Annotated in this window: 17 protein-coding genes; 7 read left to right on the top strand and 10 right to left on the bottom strand. The window is 46.2% G+C overall.

Going from position 1 to position 22422, the window contains the following annotated elements; genetic code table 11:
- Positions 1-2: 2 nt before the first annotated feature.
- From QEP07_RS05430 to QEP07_RS05405, 6 genes are all read right to left on the bottom strand, one after another.
- Positions 3-1271, bottom strand: a complete 1269-nt coding sequence (locus QEP07_RS05430) for a beta-ketoacyl-[acyl-carrier-protein] synthase family protein (RefSeq protein WP_285008938.1) — start codon at positions 1269-1271, stop codon at positions 3-5.
- Positions 1264-1728: a 3-hydroxyacyl-ACP dehydratase FabZ family protein gene (locus QEP07_RS05425; RefSeq protein ID WP_285008936.1), complete on the bottom strand. Its 465-nt coding sequence runs from the start codon at positions 1726-1728 to the stop codon at positions 1264-1266. The genes QEP07_RS05430 and QEP07_RS05425 overlap by 8 nt, the downstream gene beginning before the upstream one ends.
- Before the next feature lie 19 nt (positions 1729-1747).
- A complete protein-coding gene (locus tag QEP07_RS05420) occupies positions 1748-2800 on the bottom strand; it encodes a type III polyketide synthase (RefSeq protein ID WP_285008934.1) in 1053 nt (350 codons plus the stop codon).
- Between the two features lie 2 nt (positions 2801-2802).
- Positions 2803-3528, bottom strand: a complete 726-nt coding sequence (locus QEP07_RS05415; RefSeq protein WP_285008932.1) for a methyltransferase domain-containing protein — start codon at positions 3526-3528, stop codon at positions 2803-2805.
- A gap of 3 nt (positions 3529-3531) precedes the next feature.
- Complete coding sequence (locus tag QEP07_RS05410; protein ID WP_285008930.1) at positions 3532-4650, bottom strand: NAD(P)/FAD-dependent oxidoreductase; 1119 nt, start codon at positions 4648-4650, stop codon at positions 3532-3534.
- A gap of 117 nt (positions 4651-4767) precedes the next feature.
- Positions 4768-4917, bottom strand: coding sequence for a hypothetical protein (locus tag QEP07_RS05405; RefSeq protein WP_285008928.1), 150 nt, complete (start codon positions 4915-4917; stop codon positions 4768-4770).
- Positions 4918-4924: 7 nt separating this feature from the next.
- Here QEP07_RS05405 and QEP07_RS05400 point away from each other — a divergent pair, with 7 nt between their 5' ends.
- Positions 4925-5488, top strand: coding sequence for a DUF4833 domain-containing protein (locus tag QEP07_RS05400; RefSeq protein ID WP_285008926.1), 564 nt, complete (start codon positions 4925-4927; stop codon positions 5486-5488).
- Between the two features lie 47 nt (positions 5489-5535).
- Here the strand turns inward: QEP07_RS05400 and pgl are convergent, their stop codons facing one another.
- From pgl to QEP07_RS05380, 4 genes are read right to left on the bottom strand one after another with little or no spacing between them, the layout of a single operon-like run.
- Complete coding sequence (gene pgl / locus QEP07_RS05395; RefSeq protein WP_285008925.1) at positions 5536-6258, bottom strand: 6-phosphogluconolactonase; 723 nt, start codon at positions 6256-6258, stop codon at positions 5536-5538.
- A gap of 22 nt (positions 6259-6280) precedes the next feature.
- Positions 6281-7792, bottom strand: a complete 1512-nt coding sequence (gene zwf, locus QEP07_RS05390; RefSeq protein ID WP_256004753.1) for a glucose-6-phosphate dehydrogenase — start codon at positions 7790-7792, stop codon at positions 6281-6283.
- Positions 7793-7821: 29 nt separating this feature from the next.
- Positions 7822-9237 carry an NADP-dependent phosphogluconate dehydrogenase gene (gnd, locus tag QEP07_RS05385; protein WP_285008923.1) on the bottom strand — a complete coding sequence of 472 codons (1416 nt, stop codon included), beginning with the start codon at positions 9235-9237 and terminating at the stop codon, positions 7822-7824.
- A gap of 22 nt (positions 9238-9259) precedes the next feature.
- Positions 9260-10015 (bottom strand): ROK family protein, encoded by a 756-nt coding sequence (locus QEP07_RS05380; RefSeq protein WP_285008921.1) that lies wholly within the window; start codon positions 10013-10015, stop codon positions 9260-9262.
- Positions 10016-10551: 536 nt separating this feature from the next.
- Here QEP07_RS05380 and QEP07_RS05375 point away from each other — a divergent pair.
- Genes QEP07_RS05375 through QEP07_RS05350 form a run of 6 tightly spaced genes read left to right on the top strand, consistent with a single transcriptional unit; the run spans position 10552 to position 22403 of the window.
- Entirely contained in the window at positions 10552-13551 is a 3000-nt protein-coding gene (locus tag QEP07_RS05375; RefSeq protein ID WP_285008919.1) for a SusC/RagA family TonB-linked outer membrane protein, read from the top strand.
- A gap of 46 nt (positions 13552-13597) precedes the next feature.
- Positions 13598-15157 carry a RagB/SusD family nutrient uptake outer membrane protein gene (locus QEP07_RS05370; RefSeq protein ID WP_285008917.1) on the top strand — a complete coding sequence of 520 codons (1560 nt, stop codon included), beginning with the start codon at positions 13598-13600 and terminating at the stop codon, positions 15155-15157.
- Positions 15158-15174: 17 nt separating this feature from the next.
- A complete protein-coding gene (locus tag QEP07_RS05365; RefSeq protein ID WP_285008916.1) occupies positions 15175-16446 on the top strand; it encodes a fasciclin domain-containing protein in 1272 nt (423 codons plus the stop codon).
- A gap of 37 nt (positions 16447-16483) precedes the next feature.
- Positions 16484-17569 (top strand): DUF5007 domain-containing protein, encoded by a 1086-nt coding sequence (locus tag QEP07_RS05360; protein ID WP_285008914.1) that lies wholly within the window; start codon positions 16484-16486, stop codon positions 17567-17569.
- Positions 17570-17594: 25 nt separating this feature from the next.
- A complete protein-coding gene (locus QEP07_RS05355; RefSeq protein WP_285008912.1) occupies positions 17595-20756 on the top strand; it encodes a SusC/RagA family TonB-linked outer membrane protein in 3162 nt (1053 codons plus the stop codon).
- An 18-nt stretch (positions 20757-20774) separates the two neighbouring features.
- On the top strand, positions 20775-22403 hold the full coding sequence (locus tag QEP07_RS05350) for a RagB/SusD family nutrient uptake outer membrane protein (RefSeq protein WP_285008910.1): 1629 nt from the start codon (positions 20775-20777) through the stop codon (positions 22401-22403).
- Positions 22404-22422: the final 19 nt, after the last annotated feature.

Genomic DNA, 22422 nt, shown 5'->3' with positions numbered 1-22422 from the left:
TTTCAATACTTTTTAAAAAGGATACAAGCATTTACATCACCAAAGCCGAAGCTGGCTTTAGCTGCTATCTGAAGCTCGCGTTTGAGCATGCGCTGCGGAATACGATCTGGTGCTATCAACGCCGCAATATCGGGGTGCAGGTCTTCACAATTCAGGTTGGCAAATACAAAGCCTTGATCGAGCTGCAAAACCGTAGCGATGCTTTCAATACTTCCTGCGGCGCTCAAGCAATGTCCGGTGTGCGATTTCAGGGAATTTATGAAAGGGAAGTCAGCGCCTTTGAGGTTCAGGGCGGCCGACCAGTTCGCGAGCTCTACCGGGTCTTTAGTGGTGGCTGTGAGGTGCCCGTTGATGAGGTCTATCTCTTCAGCTTCAACACCTGACTGTTTCAGCGCCATGCGGATGCATCGCTGCACGGCTGCAGAATTAGGCGCTGTCATGCTTCCGCCACCGCGTTGTCCGCCAGAATTGATATGTCCCCCCAGCACCTCCGCATATATCCTTGCGCCTCTTTCAAGGGCCGCGTCCAGCGATTCGAGCACCAGTGCCCCCGCGCCGCAGGCGGGTACAAAGCCGCTTGCCGTTGCGCTCATAGGCCGGGATCCACGCTGCGGTTCTTCGTTGTGTTTATAGGTGCAGACTTTCATTGCGTCAAATCCCGCCCATATATACGGTCCGCCATCACTTGTGCTTCCGCACAGCATTCTTATCGCTCCGCCAGATTTAATGCGCTCATAAGCGCTTAAAATGCTTTCAGTTCCTGTGGTGCATGCAGCAGAGTTGCTGCTCACCTGGTTACCAAGTCCGAGTTTTCCGCCGAGGGTGGCGCTCACGCCGCTAGCCATGGTCTGCGACACCACCGTGCTGCCGAGTCGACGTAACTGCCCCTCATCAATCTTATAAATCGCCTCACGAAACTTCTCCACCCCGGAGTTTCCGGCGCCAAAGATCACGCCGCTGTCCCAGTCCGGCTCCTCCGCGCCAAGTATTTTAAGCCCAGCATCCTGCCAGGCATCCATTCCGGCGATGGTGCCATATAAAATTCCGGTGCTGTTCAATTGCTTCAGTTCCAGCTCCGTGAAGTACTTTGCTTTCATTTGGTCCGGAACCTCCGGCTTGCCAGCAATCTGGCAGGAAAAGCCCAGTCGCTCCAGTTCAGGATCATGATGTATACCGGAAATGCCCTGCATGAGCGCTGCGCTGAGGGCCTGCAAGCCCACAGCGTTTGGCGCCACCACGCCCATTCCCGTTATCACTACCCGTTTAGCCATTCATGCGTTTGGTTACCATTCCGGCTATCGTACCCTTGCAAACTACCTCGCCCGAGGCGTTGAGCATTTGTACGCTGCAGTTCAGCTTTTTAAAACGGAAGTACACCTTTTCCGCATGCACCGTCACCTTCTCGCCCGGAAAAACAGGCTTAAGGAAGTCGATCGCCGTGCTGGTCAGCATCACATGTCCGGCCATAGTCTCGTCCTCCTTTTCAACCTGCCCACTGCCTGCCGAAAGATATATACCGAGGCAAACGAGACCAATCTGCGCCATCGTTTCGGTGAGGATAACGCCTGGGGTAACCGGACTATCTTTAAAATGCCCCTTATAGAAATCGAGCGAAGGGTCGAACGTATACGTGCCGCTTACCTTGTTCTCATCAATCTCCAGAATTTCGTCTACAAACAGAAAGGGCCTGGAGTAGGGTAGCTGCGCTAAAATAGTGTCTTTATTCATGCTTCAATAATACAATAAATTACCACTTCAGTAAAATCCGCTGCGCGGAAAAACCAGGGCCAAAACTCAGCATCAGTCCGTAGCTTCCCGCCTGCACCTGTTCCTGCATAAACTTTTCTAAAACATAAAATACCGTGGCGCTCGACATATTTCCGTACTGCCGCAATACTTCTTTGGTATGGTCTATGTTCTTGCCCAGCCCGCCAAACAAGCCCTCAACGAGCTGAACGATCTTCTTCCCGCCGGGATGGAAGATGAGCTGGTCCACATCGGCTATGCCCAGACCGTTTTTTTCCAGGAAAGGATGGATGATCCTGTCAAAATGCTCGGCTATGGTATCTGGTACGGCCACGTCCAGTACCATCTGCAGACCGCTGTTGGTGAGTTTAAAGCCCATCATATGTTCGGCATCATAAAAATGGTACATCTCATCGGCCAGTATCTGCGGCCCCTCGTCATCGGGGTGCGAAGACAAGAGTACACAAGCCGCCCCGTCGCCAAAAATGGCCGCACTCACGATGTTGGCCATAGAATAGTCGTCCAACTGGAAGGTCGCCGTGGGCGATTCGTAGGCCACCACAGCGGCCCGTTTACCCGGGTTTGCCTTTAGAAAGTTGTGGGCATAGATCATCCCCGAAACCCCTGCTGCACAACCCATCTCGGTCACCGGCAGCCGAACCACATCATGTTTCAAAGCCAATCTATTGATCAGGTAAGCATCCAGCGAGGGAATCATGATCCCCGTACAGCTCACCGTAACGATATAGTCGAGGTCTTTGGCCTGCCAGCCGGCCTGCGACAAAGCCTTTTCCAGGCAGGAAGATGCCAGCTTGATGCCTTCCCTGGTGTAGATATCGTTGCGTTCTTCAAATGAGCTGCGTGTAAATACTTCTTCGGGCGACATGATGGAGTAGCGTTTATCGACCCCGGCGTTCTCAAAAATCTTCTTTACTTTCCGGATAAAGCGTTCGTCCTGTCCATCTAGCCAGCCGTCGAGCAAAGGCAGAATATCTGCGGTGTTTCGCGAAAAAGCGGGCAGCGCTTTAGCAACGGTCCTGATCTTTACATGCATAGTTATTCCTTATCGGTTGAGATGACCCATTGGTAGCGGAAAGCCCATTTCCAGCGGAGCAGATAATTCCTGACATTGAGTTTGTTGGTATAGTATAGCAAATCCTTCTTTTTAAAGCCTCTCAGTATCGAAATCAGGCCATCGTCGCGCGACATGGCGTTTAACCCGAACACGATGCAGACCAGCATAAAAAGATAGTAGGCCAGTTTACTTCGGTGCAGATCGTTTACCACCACGCCCATGGTAGCCTGTTTTTTCAATCCCCCCATTAGTTCCAGCAGTTCCGGATCCTTAAAGTGATGCAGGGTAAGGGTACACAAGATAACATCGTACTCCCGCTGTTGTTTAATTTCTTCGAAAATATCTGCACAGCGGTACTTGATGTTGGGATACCCTAAAGAAAGCGCCTCGGCATGGGCGACCGTAAAAGCATTGGCATCTACCCCGGTTAGATGCATGTTCAGACCCTTTTTAAGCCCATAATCAGCCAGCACCCTGAGCATATCCCCGTTGCCGCAACCCACATCAAGTATACGTATAGCTTTTCCTTGCTTTACGTCATACCGGTCTAGCAGCCAGCGCAATCCGCTTATGGTTACCGAATTGCCGCCCAGCAGGCGGTTAATGCTGGCCAGCTTGTCGAGCGCGTCGCGCAGTATCTCGCCTTCCATGGCAAAATCATCCATTATCTCGGCAGCATCACTGCGGTGTTTTGTGTTTACCAGCATAGGTTAAAAAGGTTTTCCGTGCGTTTGTTTAACAATGTAGGGAAGCAGCGGAGGGAAGCTAACCGCTGCGCTCATCGCCATATCGAAAAGTTTCTCGTTGCGCGCCAGCCGCGATAGCACGTGTCCGTTGCGCAGCCGGCGGCCAAACTGCCTCTTCCATCCGGCATCATAGGCAGTCTCCAGTTCCTCTCTGCTCAGCTCCCCACGCAAAAACGAGGTGCATAACTCCGAACAGATCTTGGCGCCGTGTATGGCCATCGCCATGCCATTACCGCAAAGCGGATGGATAAGTCCGGCTGTGTCGCCCACCATCAGCATATGCTGCCAAACAGGTTCCTTCCGATCAAAACTGATCTGGCTTATGGTCAACGGCTGATCAAATAAGGGCTTTGCATGCTGAAATATATCCTTCAGATGCCGGTTCTGGTGCAGCACGCCGCTGTTAAAGGCAGTTATATTTTTATATTTTTTGAAAGAATCATAGTCGGCCAGGTAACAGATATTCAACCGCCCGTCTTCCACTTTGGAAACCCCGCAATAGCCGCCCCTAAAATGATGCAGCGCTACCGTTTCCGGATCGCAGTCGCCCGCATAGTGCGCCTTAACAGCCAACCAGGGCGAAGCATGGCGGATGAAGGGGCGTGCTAATTGCTGATCAAGTACAGACCGTTTGCCATAAGCCCCGATGGCCAGTCGACCCCTGAACTCGCCGTGTTCTTTGGTCGACACCACGAAGCCATCATCCTCAAACCTGACTGCGGTAACAGTGTCGGTCAGTAGGTTTGCGCCAGCCGACCCGGCCTTATGATAAAGGAATTCATCCAGCTTATACCGGCTAATCCCAAGACCGCCAAGCGGCAAATCGCAGCTTACTGAGCGACCGTTCAGGGCGGTCAGCTTTAGCCTGGAAAGTTTTTGTGGGCCAAGAGATAGCGGGTCGGCCCCTAAGCCCTGCAGATAGGGAAGAACTTCGTTCGATATATATTCTCCGCAAACCTTGTGCTGAGGATAGGTGTTCTTCTCAACAAGCAATACAGAAAAGCCAGCAGCCCTCAGATGGATGGCGCAGGTCAGGCCTGCCAGTCCACCGCCAATAATAATGATGTCATGTGCTGTGTGCATAAGGTATACTGCTTAGCAACAAACGGCGTACCGTTAAAATGCGACCTAATTGGAGCTGATCAGGTAATGTATTTCATACTGTTATACTATTACTATTATACAGCTATAAAACTGCTTTTACACTGGTTTAAGCAGACTAATACCAGTCTGATAGCAGTCTGATACCAGTCTAAAAGCAGTCTGATTTGCAAACGCAAATGCCCTCGACTGGCCGTTGTATACCCCAGCATTGTCCTTAAATTTTTCCTGCGTATCTTTGCGGCTCAAAATCTTTATGAATAGTAAATTTATACGGCTTCTCCTGCTGGCCATCCATGTCACGATAGGGACCGCGCTGGCGCAAACGGCCGACAACAGCAATCCTTCTCCGCTGAAATTTCCGGTTCCAAAAGGAATCAGCAATCAGCTTTTTTATCTGCAAAGGGATCCGAATATTAATACCATCATCTGCGAACTTAATGTGGATGCCGCGGGTAATGTAAACCGGAAAGAACCGGTGCATGTGTACTGGCTCCGGTATAGTGAGGACGGCAAGAAGGCTGAGCTGAATTATATACAGCGCAAGTTTGCCTACGGCATTCAGACAAGGGAACTGGGTAAGGATTATTACGAGCTGAAGTTTGTATCGCGGAAGGAGCAGCCCTTATATCTGCAGCGTTCGGCGGAAGACAATAAGTTTCATGTGTACATCAATGTCAATAAAAAGAAGATAATCCTGGAGCGTATTTTCCTGAGGATACAGGGTGGATCTTTCTGGCTTCCGGATGTTAAATATGTGGAACTGAAAGGGGTAGATGCAAACACAAAGGCAGCGGTAATTGAGCGCATAAAAGTATAGCAGAACCGAAGCTCTGCTATACGAATGTTATTTTATTGGCCGGGCGTTTAATTTTCCAGCAGACCTGCTGCGGCGCTGTCCAGAAACCAGGTCGTGCTGCCGTCTATGGGGTCGATAAGCTGAGCAGGACAGTGCTCGGTGTCCTTTTTGCCTTCTATAACCTTTTTCACGGCTTCGGCTTTCCCTTCGCCGAAGACCAAGAATGCAATGTTTTTTGCTTTGTTGATGAGCGGTGCCGTAAAACTGATACGGTAGGTGGAAAGTTTGTCGACGAATACTGAATCGACTTCTGCCTGCCGGTTTTTGAGGATCGTTGTCTCCGGAAAGAGAGAGGCTGTATGTGCATCATCGCCCATGCCAAGCAAGACCAGGTCGAACGCCAAGTCTTCGCCCGCGAAGTGGTTGATTATTGCTTTGGTATATTCTATCGCGGCCTTTTCAGGCGCCAGTTTTGTATTTACGTAAAAGATGTGGTCTTCAGGTATTTGCAGCGGATCGAGTAGCGCCCTTTTGGCCATGAGGCCGTTGTAACTTTCATGATCGGGCATCACATTCCGTTCGTCGCCGAAAAAGAAATACACTTTTGTCCAGTCAATCCGGTCTTTATGTTCTGTAGCCAGCAGTTCGTAAAGTGCTTTCGGAGAGTTGCCGCCGGTAAGCACAAAGTTGAACCGCCCGTTTTCTGCGATGGCGTTGCTGGCGATTTCTGCAATGTAATCGATCAGATCTTCAAAGAGTTCTGAGGGTGTGTTGTATATGAGGATGTTCATGTCTGCATGTTTGGTATACGCGTTAGTCTTTGTTGAGCGGCAGGGTAAACCAATGGAAACCATCGCGGGCAATCAGCGCCTCGGCGTCTTCCGGGCCCCAGGAGTCGGCCGTGTAATTCGGGAAGCTGAGTGATTTTTTGTTTTCCCAGGCGTTGATGACCGGCATGAGGAGTTCCCATGCGGCTTCTACCTGATCTGCCCGCATAAACTGGGTCTGATCGCCCGTCATCACGTCGAGCAACAGCGTCTCGTATGCCTCAGGCGCTTCCGAAGTGTAGGTGCCTTTATAGTCGAACACCATATCCACCGGGTTCAGCACCATGTCGAGTCCCGGACGTTTGGCCTGAACCTGCAAACGAATGCTCATTTCTGGTTGTATACTGATAATCAATCGGTTTTGTTGCCAGTGTTCTGTAACTGCAGCCGGAAATATGTGATGCGGAACATCTTTAAACTGAATGGTGATCAGCGAGGAAGTCTGAAAAAGACGTTTACCGGTACGCACGTAGAACGGGATTCCCTGCCAGCGCCAGTTGTCCACAAAAAACTTAATAGCAGCAAAGGTTTCGGTGTTGGAATCTGGGTCTACACCATGTTCGTGGCGGTAACCAGGCACTTCCTTGCCTTCTACCCAACCTTTGGTGTACTGTCCGCGTACGGTGCTGAAGCGGATGTCGTCCGGACCGAAAGGCCGCATGGCTTTAAGGACGTCTACTTTCTTATTCCTTATCTCGTCGGCGTCAAAGTTGACCGGTGTTTCCATACCTATAAGGCAAAGTAATTGCAGCAGGTGATTCTGGATCATGTCGCGCAGGGCACCGGCACTTTCGTAGTATCCGCCCCTGTCGCCCACGCCAAGTTGCTCTGTTACTGATATTTGTATATGGTCAATATAGGTGCGGTTCCATAGTGGCTCCAGGAAGGAGTTGGCGAAACGGAAGGCCATAATGTTTTGTACGGTCTCCTTACCGAGGTAGTGATCGATACGGTAGATCTGCTTCTCGGTGAAGATGCTGGTAAGGATATTGTTCAGTTCCCTGGCTGTTTCAAGGTCGCGGCCGAAAGGTTTTTCGATCACGATGCGGCAGTTTTCTTCGTCGCCCACCAGCTTGTATTTATCCAGGCATTTCGCGATGAGCGGGAACAGGTTTGGTGCTACCGCGAGGTAATAAATAACTTTGGTCTGTGCACCGAAATCTTCGCGCAACTGTTCGATCCTTGATTTCAGGTCGCCAAATGTATCCGGCGCTTCTACGTCGACCGGTGTATAATACACATTGCCTGCAAATTTCTCCCATTTGGCTGCTTTAACCTTGCCAGATCTGGAGAAGCTGTTGACGCCCTCCATCAAGGTATCTCTGAATTTATCGTCGTTGAGCGGGCGACGTGCGGTGCCGATAATCGCAAATTTTTGAGGCATGTAGCCGTCGGCATACAAATTATACAGTGCAGGCGCAAGTTTGCGCATATTCAAGTCGCCAGTACCACCAAAGATGACTACAATGGTTGGATTAACGTTGAGGCTGGTTTTCATTCGTGTATTTTATATAGTGGTGTTGCAATTTAAAGGTTCTCTTCGTTCCAATCGGCATGGAAAATACCCTCTTCGTCGATACGCTCAAACGTGTGTGCACCGAAGAAGTCGCGCTGCGCCTGAGTCAGGTTGAGCGGCGACTTATCCGTCCGCATCGAATCGAAATAAGTCAGCGCCGAAGCGAAGCAGGGCACCGCTATACCCATTGACATCGCGGTGATTACCACGTTGCGCGTGGCAGGCAGGATATCTTTGAGCTGCTGCTGTACGCTGCTGTCGGTATAAAGATGGGTCAGTTCAGGCTGTTTTTTATAAGCCTGGTAGATGTCTTCCAGTAAACCAGCGCGAATGATACATCCGCCGCGCCAGATCTGTGATATTTCTTTGAGGTTGAGTTCGTACTTAAACTCGTCAGACGCCGCCTCCAAAAGGTGAAGCCCCTGAGCATAAGAGGTTACCATTGCAAAATACAGCGCCCGCTCGAGTTGGTCTTCAAATGCTTGCGGATCTGCAACAGTGGTGTGTTCTTCTGGAAATACTTCGTTCAGCGCGGAGCGGAGCGACTTGTATTTCGACAGATCGCGTGCACTCACAGACTCGTTTATGGTTGGTATGGGCAGTTGAAGGTCCATAGATACCTGAGAAGTCCATTTTCCTGTGCCTTTTGACTTGGCCACATCGCGAATCATGTCGACCAGGAACGCACCGGTTTTTTTATCCTTAAACTTAAAGATGTCGCGCGTTACTTCCAGCAGGAAGGATTGCAGTCTGCCTTCGTTCCATTTTTTGAAAACAGCATAGATCTGGTCGTTATCGTACTTCAGCGTCTTTCTTAGCAGGTCGTAAGTTTCTGCCAGAATCTGCATCATTGCATACTCGATCCCGTTGTGCACCATCTTCACGAAATGCCCCGAAGCACCAGGCCCGATATACGTTACGCAAGGATCGCCATTTACTTTAGCGGAAACTGCTTCAAGAATAGGCTTTACGGCGTTGTAAGCTTCCTTATCGCCACCCGGCATCATGCTGGGTCCGAAACGCGCACCTTCTTCGCCGCCGGAAATACCCATGCCAAAGAAGTGGATGCCCTGTGCAACGAGCTGCTGATCGCGACGGCTGGTATCTGTAAAATGCGAGTTGCCACTGTCTATGATCATATCGCCTTTTTCGAGCAGAGGCGTCAGCTCTTCGATTACACTGTCGACTATTTTACCCGCAGGTACCAGCAGCATAATCCTGCGTGGGAGTTCCAGGCTTTGTACAAAATCTTCCAGCGAGCTGTAGGCTTTAAGGTTATGTGCTTTTCCGTCTTCTTCAAGCTTTGCCAGCATTCTGGCGTCTTTGTCGTAGCCGGTTACCTGAAAACCATTGTCGGCCATGTTGAGCAGAAGGTTTCGGCCCATGGTTCCAAGGCCGATCATTCCTAAAGTATATTTGTTGTTCATGTTCAGTATGTAGCGGATGATGTTAGTTTTCGCTCTTCTTAGGGTATGTAGTATATATAAGGTATCGTTCGTCGGCCTGCCAGAGTTTTGCACCGCCTTTGATGCCGTCCCTGTTGTTTACAATCCGGATATTATCATCCAGATCGAGCGTGATGTGTTTTGCGTTTCCGCCGCCTATATATAAGGTCTCGTAGTTAAACACGGTCTTGTATGTTTTGATGATCAGTTCGAGCCGATCGTTCCAGTCTTTCTTGCCGATTTTCTCGAGTGCTTTGGTGCCGATATAGTCGTCATAGTCTTTGGTCTTAGATACCGGAAAGTGTGCGAGCTCCAAATGGGGGAGCAGGTCGCCGTCATATACCAGCGCTGTTCCAAAGCCTGTACCCAGCGTAACGACAATTTCAAACCCCTTTCCGGATACAATACCCAGAGCCGCCTGGTCGGCATCGTTTACCAACCGCACTGGTTTGTCCAGAAGATCACTTACCTGTTGGGCAAGGTCGATTTCCTGCCACTTGTTCTTAGCCAGGTTGGGTGCAGTAAAGACCATCCCCGATTTGACGTAGCCCGGAAAGCCGATGGACACTTTGTCGAAGGGATGTTCGAGCCCGGCGACAAGCTCTGCAATCGTTTTTAGTACGGCCTCTGGCGTGGACTTCTTTGGTGTGGGCAATTTACTGAACGCTGACAGCAACTCTCCGTTTGAGCTCAACACCCCGGCTTTGACGCTCGTTCCGCCGACGTCGATGGATAAAACATTACTACTGTTTGGTTTCATGATTCAAAATAACAAATTTCCTTTCATTAATCTAGTGCCGTTGTCGTATTTAGTGTATATATATAAGGTATATTTGACGGGTAGGCAACAATGCAAAATTATCGATTGAACTGGAGGGATTTTGTTAGTATTTATTTTTTATAATTTTTTTGCAAAAATTTGGATTATGGTTTTTCTTTCGTAATATTGTTACTGATAATCGATTTAGCACCATAAAGGATTATCGGGAGAAACCAAATAGATTACCTAATTAAAAAGCCAAACTATGAACCAAACTTTTACTCAAAAACTTGGGAGTGCATGTTTAACTCCTACTCACTTTTTTTTAGGACGTTGCCTTATGATATAGGGAAGAGGTATTGGCTGTCGGTCTGGTTGTACCGTAGCTAAAACGTTTTAAAATATTTCAAATTATTCGATATAAGTTGGTCTGCTGCTTCCGGTGCGGATTTTTCTGTTATCTGGTGATTTCAAATAGAATCTAATACAAACAAATAAATATCAGTTTTCAATCAGTTAATACTTAATTACCTGTTATGCGCATTATTGCAACTATGACTTTTTTGGGTGTGTTGTGTACAACGACATGCTCATTCGGCAATACGGCTAGGTCTGCCTGTGTTTCGAATAACTTCTCTTTCAGGGGGAGCTTTCAAGAACAGACAGATGCTTCTGGAAAAGATACCAGTGGCACGGACACCGGTACCGTAGGCGTTACGCCCATTAAGAAATCTCTTTTAAAGAGACTGGAGTCTAAGAGTGGTAACCTTGATCCAAAGAAGCTCGCTATTTTTCCTGCTGTTACTTTGCAGCAGTATTTAAAAGGAGAGGCTGCAGGTCTTTATGTTCAGGAATCTACCGGCGAACCTGGTGCACCACAGACCATGTTCATCCGCGGAACTTCTCAGCCACTTCTTTCTCAGCGTGAGGTATTCCAGTCGCAGCCCCTGGTAATCCTTGACGGAATTCCGCTTACTGCCGAGCATCCCTATGCGTTAGATATACAGCAATACAAATTTGAGCGGATTGGTCCGGGTACCGACCCGCTTTCGATCATTAATATGGACAATATTGAGTCGGTTCAGGTGTTGAAAGACATCTCGGCAACCGCAATCTATGGTCCGAAGGCGGTTAACGGCGTTATTTTGTTAACCTCTAAACCAGCTACAACGAAAAGAAAGATCACTTTCGATTCGTATGTTGGGATGGCTACTCCAAATGCGGTAACCACAGTTAACGGTAATTTCGAAAATCAGTTCAGAAGACAGTTTTACGACAGATATACCGGTAATGGAAGCTATTCGGATAATGACGTATATCCGTTGTACTTGAGTGATTCATTAAATAATGCTTATTACGGTCCGGCGAACTGGGACGAGCAATATTATAATAGCGGACTTGCTTACGGAGCAAATGCAGCGATCTCGGGTGGTACGAGCCGTGCAAACTTCCGTTTCTCTTTCGGAGCACTTCAAAATCAAGGCGTTGCAGATGATACAGGGATTGAGCGTTATAACACGAGGTTCCTGGTTAATATGCAGCCTATAGAATGGCTGACCATGTCTGCAATGGTGAATGCATCCGTATTAAACCGCGACCGCAACAGAAATTTAAGAGACAGGTTTGCGCAGGTTAACTATCTGCCAGACTTGAGTTCGCCGCTCGCACCGAACAAAGACAGGTATAATACTTACCTTGCTGAGTTCGATAAAGGCTTCGACGAGAATAAAACGAATGCTGTTCAAGGTTACTTCCAGTTTGCTTTCAACTTTGATAAGTTAAAGATTACCAGTACATTAGGGGCTGATTACAATGAAGGTTACCGTGATATCTTCTTTGCGAGGACCTTACTTCAGAATTCAAACTATGCATCTAACTACTATGGATATAGCCAGCGTGCTATGATCGATAATGTCGCATCTTATGATCTTGAGTTAAATGATGACAACAAATTCAACTTCCAGTTGGGAGCTTCTTTCCAGTTTGATTCGTATAAATATCAGTACGCATATGCTTACAGGGGTTCTAACGATTATATTAAGATCAACCTGCTAAATGCAGACGCACTTTCAGGTAGTTTCTTGAATCCTAGTGTTTTTTCAAGAGAGCTAACCTATAAATTTCTGGACAGAACTCGTAATAATCTGATTTCTTTCAACGCACGTGCTACTTATGAATTCAAAGAAAAGTACACGATCTCTGCAATGTTGAGAAATGATGGAACCTCTAACCAGCAACCTACGAGCAGATGGTTCTTATCCCCAGTGGTTTCGGCGGGATGGGATATGAAGAAAGAATTTTTTGAGCAGGAGATTGCAGTGTCTAGCCTGAATATGCGTGCAAGTGCCGGTCGCTTAGGTCGTTATGAGCACTTTGATAACTATTCTCAAGGTCCCCAGTACACCGCTTATATAGGGTTTACCGGTAACGTGATCACTCCTGGTTATAATGGGTTTTCTGTTTTGACCCGGCCTTACAGCACCGGAAATGTTGGTTATAATATAGATTGGGCATACCAGGACCAGCTCAGTCTTGGTGTTGATGCCGGTTTTGCTGAAGACCGCATCAGAGCTTCGGTTGACGTTTATATAAAAGAAGATAAAAACATGCTGTTAGGGCTACCTGCAGCTGCTGAATACGGTTATACTTCTTTGATAAGGAATGGGATGAACATTCGTAACAGTGGTGTTGAGGTGTCATTAGGGGCAACTGTTTTACCTTCTACTAAAACCGTTTCATGGACTACTGCTTTAAATGTTAACTATAATAGAAACGAGTTAACTGCGCTTCCGGGTGGTTTAAAGGAGATCGTTATAGGTGATCGCATGCTACGGGTTGGTGAGAGTGTTGGTAGTTACTGGCTGTTAACAAACGATGGCATGTATAACGCTGATGGTGACGTTCCTGCAGTTGGAGGTGTAAAAAGGCGCTATAACGGTATTGAGATGAAAGCCGGTGATCCGAACTGGAGAGATATCAATGGTGACAACCTTATTGATAACCAAGATCGTACGATTCAAGGAAATTCTCTACCTCTTTTCGCAGGTGGATTTAACAACACTTTCGGATATAAGAAGTGGTCGCTTGATTTGAATTTCTATTACAATTTTGGACGTGACCTGATTAATCAGGATATGGCAAACCGTTTTGACTTTGTTAATCGCGAGGGTCAGAATAACATCAACTCTGTTCGTGAGATTACTTTCTGGGAGAAGAGAGGGGAGTATTCTAAATACCCGCTTTATAACCCCTGGAGTTCGGTTGCACCTTTCCAGGCTAACCAGGATCTGTTCCTGGAAAACGGTTCGTTTGTCAAATTACGTACGTTATCACTTGGTTACGACCTGACCGAGGTGATGAAGAAGAAGTCTGCGAACGTAGCCAGGTTCTATGTTTACGGTAGCGTGAATAATGTATTTACGCTAACTAAATATACTGGTCAGGACCCTGAACTGGTAAACTATACAGGTTACGATTCAGGCTACGGAATTCAGCTTCCAAGAACATATTTACTTGGAGTTAAATTGGATTTTTAATCGGACTGAGCTATATAAATAATAACGATCAATTAAAATTGAGAAAATGAAGAGAATAATTTTACTGAGCTTAGTTTCTTTCGGACTTCTTGCTGGAGGTTGTAATAAGACACTCGACGTTGATTCGACGCGTGTGGTGAATGAAGCCAACTACTGGAAGTCTATCGAAGACGCCAGGGCCGGAATTATGGGGGTTTACGGATTAACCAGGGCAGCATTGGCCGATAACAATGGCCACTGGATTTATGGGGACGTTCGTTTAGGTAATTTTGATGCGCCTATCCGTCAAGATCTTAAGGCCATAATCAGGAATGATTTGAATGCTCAATATCCTGTAGTGGAGCAGCTTTCAAATTGGAGAAGATTTTATGCAATTATTAATGCCGCCAACATTTTCTTGGAAAGGATTCCTGAAGTCAGGGCGCAAGATCCAAGATATACGGAGAATAATATGAATGTAGACATCGCACAGGTGCGCTTCCTGCGTGCTTATGCGTATTTCTACATGGTTAGAATTTGGGGAGATGTTCCTTTTATTGTAAGTTCAAGAGAAGGAACCTTTGAGAACCAGCCACGTACAGATCAAAAAGCGATTTTAGATTTTGTGCAGGCTGAAATGACTGCAGCAGCTGCGGTGCTTCCTTATCGTTACAGTGCTGAAGATATTCAGCAACCAGGCAACTACTATGGCGTAGGGTCGGGTCGCTGGGATGGTGCGCTGGTTAGGAAAGCGTCGGCCTGGGCTATCTTAGCGCAAGTTGCAGCATGGCAAGGTAAGTATGCGGATGTTTCCACGTATACTACCTTGGTTATCAACGACATGAATAAGGCTGGTTTGAGCTATATTTCCACAGATGAGCTGACAAGGCCTCAGGGGATTTTTTATGACAAAAAAATAAATCAGTTGCTGGCATTTGGCTTCATATGGGGTCATCAGGATGCTACTTTTACGGGTAATATTGAGTCTTTGACCCTTGCTGAGCCTGTGGTTAATAAGAGCATTCCGGATATCTTTGTGCCAAAGGATTCTATCCTTTCTATCTTCAGAGAGCCTAACGACGGCCGTTTTAACATAGATACTACTGGTATTACCCGTTCAGATAAATATTTTGTGAACTTTCAGGGCCGTTATCCTGTATTCAGCAAGATAAAAGTGGTTCAGAACGGATCTTCATCACCAAACGATGCTAATTTCAGATTGTTCTCCAGTGCTATTCTTGTAACACGTCTTGAAGACGTTACTCTGTTGAGAGCTGAGGCGTTTGCTGTACTTGGAGAAACTACCCGTGCGATTGAAGATCTTAATGCGGTCAGACAGCGCCGGTATAACGTGGATCAGATGGGACTCAATAACCCGAATGCAGATCAGTTCGTTCGCTACAGCGAGCCTAGGCATGGTTCTGTATTTGAGGCAGTTTTCAAGGAACGTCAGAAGGAATTTATGGGAGAGGGTCACCATTTTTATGATCTCGTGAGATATCATAAAGTAAAGCGCAAGGATCCCGTTTGGCTTAACTTGATTAACAGTGGAGGGATCTACTGGCCGATCTCAAGGCAAATTCTGGCTCAGAATCCTTTGCTTACCCAAAACTCTTATTGGAAATAAACTAAACATTAATAGGCATGAAGAGATCAAATTTTAAATCAAGGTATGTAGTGGCATTATTGTTTGGTGCCCTATTGATCCAATTTGGGTGTAAAAAGGAAGACACCTATAAAAAGGCTGTCGATATAACGATGGAGGTAAATATGAACACTTACGACTATCTGAAGAGTAAGCCGGGTGTATATGATTCCTTATTATATGTAATAGACAGAATGGGTCTAACGGAGACACTAAAAAGCGGAGAGGTTACACTTTTCGCACCATCCAATGAAAGTTTTCGTATAGCGATCCGCAACCTTAACGATGTACGTAAGGCGCAGAGTAAGCCAGCTATGTTTCTAGGTACGATTGCCACGGGCCCGACAGATAATATGTTGCCCAGGGAAAAGCCTAAGGCCAGAGCAGATAAAGAACATTTGGATACGATGATCAATATGTATATTGTTGAAGGCCTTCATACTGCTGGGGAGTTTGCTCTGGGCGATGGCTTGCCGCTTACCGCAAATAAGGTAGGTTACCCTATGCACGGTAAACGTGTATTTGCTGATGCTCAAGGCTGGAAAGGTGGAGGCTCAGAAGTTATTGAGTTCTCCAATACAAAACGCAGCGTGTTTGTTCCTCAGTGGGCCAAAACCACCACCACCTCAGTGAATATAAAGACCACTAACGGTATCGTCCATTTGCTTGAACCTGATCACGTGTTTGGATTTGATGAGTTTGTTACGAGGCTGACTCTAATACCTCCGCCAACCAATTTATTCCTTGATCCGAGAGGTGGAAAAACAAAATTGTATATAGATTGGGACAATTCTGGTAGTTTCGATGGTTCCGTAAACCCGGGCGAGAAATTCATCTGGTCGTACGATGGTAACTATCTTACCAAAATGGTTGCGTCATTCAGCCAGGCCAATAACAAGGTTTATTTCCTGTGGAGCCCGGTAGATCCGCTGGCGGAAGTTGACGGCAGGCCTTTGATTGCCAACTCCTATACAATTACGTCTGCAAACGATTCGAAGATCTATCAGGATCGTGATCCAAAAGCGTGGGTTGTTGAGGGAACAAACGATCAGCCTAACCTGAATGATCTTCGGGATAATAATAACATTAACTGGGTTATCCTAGATACCCGTCAGGATCAGGAGTTCACTACGAACTATCAGCGTAAGATATACGATTTCAAAAATACTGTGCCATATAAGCATTACAGAATTACATTCTTGCAGACGTTTGCAGCGGGCAGTATGCTTCAGCTTTCTGAATGGACATTTAACTACAGAGAGGAATTATAATTAGATGGCTTTGAATAAACTAAACATAACTATGCAAATGCAATTAAAACATAAAGCTGCGGTTCTGATGTTATCGGTGGTTGCTTTCAGCGGGTGTCGTAAAATTTTCGACATACCAGAGGAGAAGGATTACTTTAGTCAGAACGCTGATTATACTGTCAGAACATTCGAGCCCATACTAGGACGTACTACGGTTTTTAACCGCTCTTTCGAGGAGGATAACTCAACTTATCCAATGAAGTTTGAGTTGATCAACCCCAGATTCGGAGACGGACGTCCGGCTGAGGATATGGTTACCAAACGAGATGTGCTCGTATGGACACAGGAGTACACCGGACAGGAGAAGAGTCTGGCTGAGATTGAGGCCAAGCGTAAGATTGAGAACCGCCCTGTGGTTGAAATCAGAAGCAATGGAGACCTCATTGTGTGGAATTCAGCAACCAGGGATCTTATTACTCCAAGAGATTCAGCTCAATATGACTTTATTCAGAAGCAACGTTTCTTTGATGTTCGCGTAAGTAATTCAGGTGGAAGTAAGGTTATTCGTGACCTTAAATTCTGGCCTTGGAGAGAGCGGCCTTATGAGACCGATGACGCGAGCGACATAAACCCGTATACAGGTGCGCGTAACACCACTACGCCTGGAGGTAGTACTTTTATATTAATGTATCCATCTATCAGTAATGTATTTCGAGAGTCGGACAGCAGACCGATGGAAACTGTGAGAGACAGGGTTACGACACGTATTGAAAAGATCGGCGAAGGTAGCTCACTAACGTTTCGCTTCCTTGACAGGCTAGGTAATCCTATTAATCCAGCTAGGTTTAATATGACCAAATGGGATCAGCTCGTTCATGGTTTCAATATGGAGATGACTCCCGAGTATGTTAAATATGATGTGGCGTATCCTATTCCTTTAGCGAGGATTCCAACGCGGTTTACTCAAGGCGGTGTTAACGGGTCTGGCGACCGCGCCCATGTGGAATTTAGCTACTCAAGAATAGGTTTTGGTAACGTTGTGGTTATCGGTACAATCGCCGAGAACTTCAGCATCTACGAAAAAGGTGACTGGCGGATCACATTTAGGTTTGAGACCGTGAATCCTAAGTTTACAAACGACTAGAATCTTAATGATAAAAATTAATACAATGAAAAGATATATTATTTTGCTATCAATTTTTTTCAGTTGCGTATTCGTATGCAAAGATTTGATGGCGCAAACCAAAAAGGTGACCGTTACCGGTACTGTGTATGACGCAGCGACCCGGGAAACGTTGCCGAGCGCGAATATTTACATCGGAAATCCGCCGAAACCGTTAGCTGCGACGAACGCTAATGGAGGGTTCTCTTTGGTCGTAGATGAGGGTTCAAGACTGATGTTTAGTTATACGGGTTACGAAAATAAGTATGTAACCGTGACTGCAGCCAATGCACGTTTAACTATTCTTTTGAGCGAGAACAAGAATCAGATGGACGAGGTGGTAATCCGCGGATATCAGAAACGTACCAGGGATGTAACTACCGGTTCATCATATATTGTAACTGGTAAAGAGATTCAGGACGTTCCTGTAGCTAACATTGAGCAGTTGCTTCAAGGTAAAGTTGCGGGTCTGAACATCCAGAACAACACTGGTGCTCCGGGTTTGAGGGGATCCGTTTCAATACGTGGTCTTTCAACCATCGCTACTCAAGGTTCTGGTGATGAAAAATTCCTTCAGCCAACTTCTCCTTTGTATGTAATTGATGGTGTACCTATGGATGCAGACCGCGCTTCAGAATTCGGTTTCCAGCAACAAGGTTCTGGCGTTAGTCCACTGTCAATGATTCCTCAGGAAGATATCGCCAGTATCGAAGTATTGAAAGATGCGACTGCTACTGCGCTTTACGGTTCAAGGGGCGCTTATGGCGTTATTTTGATCCAGACTGTCCGCGGACAATCGGAGACTCCGCGCGTTCGTTACACAGGAAGGGCGTTCTTGAGTAAGACACCTAAACTAAGGGAAACTTACGGCGGTGTGTCTGAGCGTAATATCAAAACACAACAGATTCTTGATTATGCTTTAATCGGAGACTACTGGAGAATCAACCGCACACCATATTTGTCGGACAGTTTGAACGCTTACTATAACAACTCAACCGACTGGCAGGGTATCTATTATCAGGATACTTATAATATGACCCACAACATTGCTATCGATGGGGGTAACGAGCAGTTTAACTATAAAACCAACGTCGGATACTTCTCTCAGTCGGGTGTAATTAAAAACACCGGATATGACCGTTATAGCATGAACCTGAACATGGAATATAAGCCGTCTACACGCTTACGATTCTTTGGAGCGCTGATGGGTGCTTTAACAAACATCGAAAAAGCTGATGGTGTTGGTTTGCTGCAAACTGGTGTTGCTGCCAACGGACAAACCTCTTCTTTGCTTCCTGGTCCGTCATTCTTTACCGCGAGCAGCCAGCAGTTGGCTGCACTACGTATACGTAACGATGCTGGTCCTAAGTACGTTAAAGCTAACATGGAGGCATCGTATCAGCTTATAGAGGGATTGACCCTGACTACCTTTGGAAGTTATGATTACAATCAGGATCATGAAGACCGTTACACTCCAGCTATTGCTAACCAGCAATTTGCACGTTTAAGCGCATACAATAGCTATACATCTGTTCTATATAACCGTAACAGTGTTGTTTATGCTAAACCGATCAATGATGATCATAGTTTCAGCGTCAACTTGTTCAGTGAGATGTTCATCCGTAACGGAAAAGCCAGTCAGACCCGGCTGGACAGGCTGCCAAATGACCAGTTTGAAGGACCACTTGGGTATGATGGTTTTGAATCCAGAGGTGGTGGTATCCTTGCCGGAAGTTTCCTGAACCAAAATACAGTGTCTCTTGCAGCGGCTATTGGTTATGATTTTAAAAAGAAATACGTTCTTGATCTGACTTATCGCGTAGATGGTTCATCAGATGCGGGTAACGAAGACCCGTATACGGTAAACCCATCCGTTGGTTTTAAATGGAACTTTCACAAAGAGAGCTTTTTCGGCTTTGCTAAAGACTGGCTTACCTATGGTGACGTTCGTTTAACGGCAGGTCGTAACATCTTCCCGATCGGTACCTTACAGGAAATCTACGGTCGCTATGAGCCAAGAGGATTCTATAACAACAACCCGAGCATTGGTATTGCGTTTGATAACGTACCTAACCCGTTGCTAAAACCAAAAGTAGTTACACAGTACAACCTTGGTTTAGACCTTGGATTGTTTAATGGAAAATTAGACCTGATTTTTGATACATATTATAAGCAGGTTGATAACGAGAAGTTCGACGTAATACTGCCAAACACGCTTGTATTCCAGAAATACATTAGTAATGATGCAGCCCTCGCCAACTATGGTTACGAGCTTTCATTGACAAGCAGACCACTTTCTAAAGACAGCAAGGTAAACTGGACAGTGATGGTAAACGGTGCCTGGAACTCAGACATTCTTACCCAGCTTCCTGCACAGTATGGTGGCCAGTTCATTGATTGGGATGGAGGTGAGTTTAATCAGAATTTGGCGAAACGTGTAGGTCGTAACGCCTTGGCTAACTACCTGATCGTTAATCAGGGTGTTTATGCCAATACTTCAGACGTACCTATCGATCCGGTTACAGGTGTTAGATACCGCAATAATAACCCGCTGGACCATAGGGCGTCATTCCAGGGTGGAGACGCGAGGTTCTTAGATGCAAATAGTGACTATGTTCTGGATGAGCGTGATTACCAGGTTTCTGGAAGTACCCAGCCTACACTGAGCGGTGGTTTGTCTAACACGGTTAGTTATAAAAACTTCTCGGTAAACGTTTATGCTTCTTACACCGCGCAACGTTCTATTTTGAACAACGCATTAGCACGTCGTCTAAGATTAATGAACAATCCTTTCAGTCAGGATGCCGTAGTTCCAATAGACAGACTCAACGTATGGAGAACACCTGGTCAGGTGGCTAAATATGCGAATGCTTATGACTATGCACATAACGCATTTACGAATCCTTTCCGTTTTGATCAGACTTTATGGGAAGAAGAAGGTGCATATTTCAAAATCAACGAGGTTACACTTTCATACAGCTTTGATAAGAAACTTGCCAAGCGTTTCGGACTCAACAGCTTCAGGCCGTATGTGAACGCGCAGAACCTGGTTACTTTCTCAGGTTACTCAGGGCCTAACGCAGAAAACGTGACCGCAATTGGTCGTGATGCGTCTAACGGTTATCCTGTACCGCGTATATATACATTTGGTGTAACAGCAGAATTTTAATAGAGGGGAATAAAGGATATGAAAAAATTAGTTATTTATTTATCGCTGCTGGTAGTCGCCAGCCAATATGGATGTAAGAAGTTTCTTGACATTACGCCTATTGACAAGCTTACAGGGAATAATTTTTATCAGACTGTAGACGACGTTGAGGCAAACATTACGGACATGTACAGCACGCTTTACAACAAGTATGCACAGACTGCGACCGCCGCTATCACAGGTGAAGCCCGTTCAGGCGAGGTTATCCCTGCAAACCAAGCCAGTGAGGTAGATCGCTGGGCCGGTCGTGTAGGTGGGCATACGCGTATAGCTCCAAACCCTAACGGTAACACAACTCCGCAAACCATTCCAGGTAGTTCTTATAATGATTACACCGGAATCGAGGAATTACTGGATCCAAGCCGCCCATGGGCTAACTCGGTGTATAATTTCCGGTCTATCATGAACTGGAATGCTTACTATCAGGTCATTCAATCAGCCAATATCTTGGTCAGCAAACTAGAGGAAGGCATTCCAGGGTTGAACGCTAACCAAACCAGACAATATGTTGCTGAAGCTAAGTTCATTCGCAATTTTTGTTATCTGACTTTGGTTCGTCTGTATGGCGATGTAGTTTACTATACAAAAGCTTTCCAGAAAGATCCGCTGCCTAGAGAGAATATGGTTAGTGTAGTGAACAAGTGTATCGCTGATATGAAAGCTAGCTATAAGGACCTTCCTCGGGGATATAGTAATCCTTCGCTTCGCGGTGTAAGAGCTACACAAGGAGCTGCAATGGGTCTTATGATGCATCTTAATATGTGGAATGCAGGTTTTGATCTTAATAATCGTGTGAATTATTGGAATGAAACGGCAGCTTTAGGAGAAGAGCTGATTAGCAGTAACGACTTTAGGCTATTGCCTATATCTGAATGGAGCACTGTTACAAAAGGCCGTTCTGAAGAGAGTTTATTCGAGTTGTTCAACACGATCAACTATAATATTGGCGTTGGTTTAACGGCTAACCCTCGCGATTTTGGTTATTCATTTACCCATTTCCCTTACCGGAGACCTGAGTATGTAAGCCGTTATAACTTCAACATCTTCACAGAAGAATATATGCGGAAGCTATATCCGGATCAGACAGCTCCAGACCTGCGTTTGTCGACCTGGTTTCTTGCACCCTATGACCAGAACAACACTACTTTCCAATTGTTGAAGTTCGCGGGTAACACACTGAATACTGGTCAGGGCCCTGATGATGCGCTTGCTACTGATAATAGTTACCTTATCATGCGGTATCCTGATGCTATCCTTCTGGCTGCTGAAGCAAATGCCAATCTTGGAAATGATGATGTGGCTATATCGCAATTATATAAGGTTCGTGAGCGTGCGGGACTCCCTGGATATCCAGATGCTCCGGGCGATTCCCGTGGACTAAAGGATGCTATTTTCTGGGAGCGGTCTAAAGAGCTTATGGGAGAGGGTCATCATTATTTCGACCTGGTTCGTACGCGGCGTATCATGAACAGGGAATATGCTGATAACATATTAACGACCGATAAATTTAACAGAGGCGCATGGACCTGGCCTATAGACAAATCTGCAAGGAACAATAACCCGTATATGACTCTGAATCAGTACTGGCAAAACTTAAGAAATAACTGATACTATTAGCACAAACATT

The sequence above is a fragment of the Pedobacter faecalis genome, from assembly GCF_030182585.1.
Lineage (GTDB): Bacteria > Bacteroidota > Bacteroidia > Sphingobacteriales > Sphingobacteriaceae > Pedobacter > Pedobacter faecalis.
The sequence above is the reverse complement of the archived record's forward strand: the minus strand, read 5'-3'. Positions and strand labels throughout refer to the sequence as shown.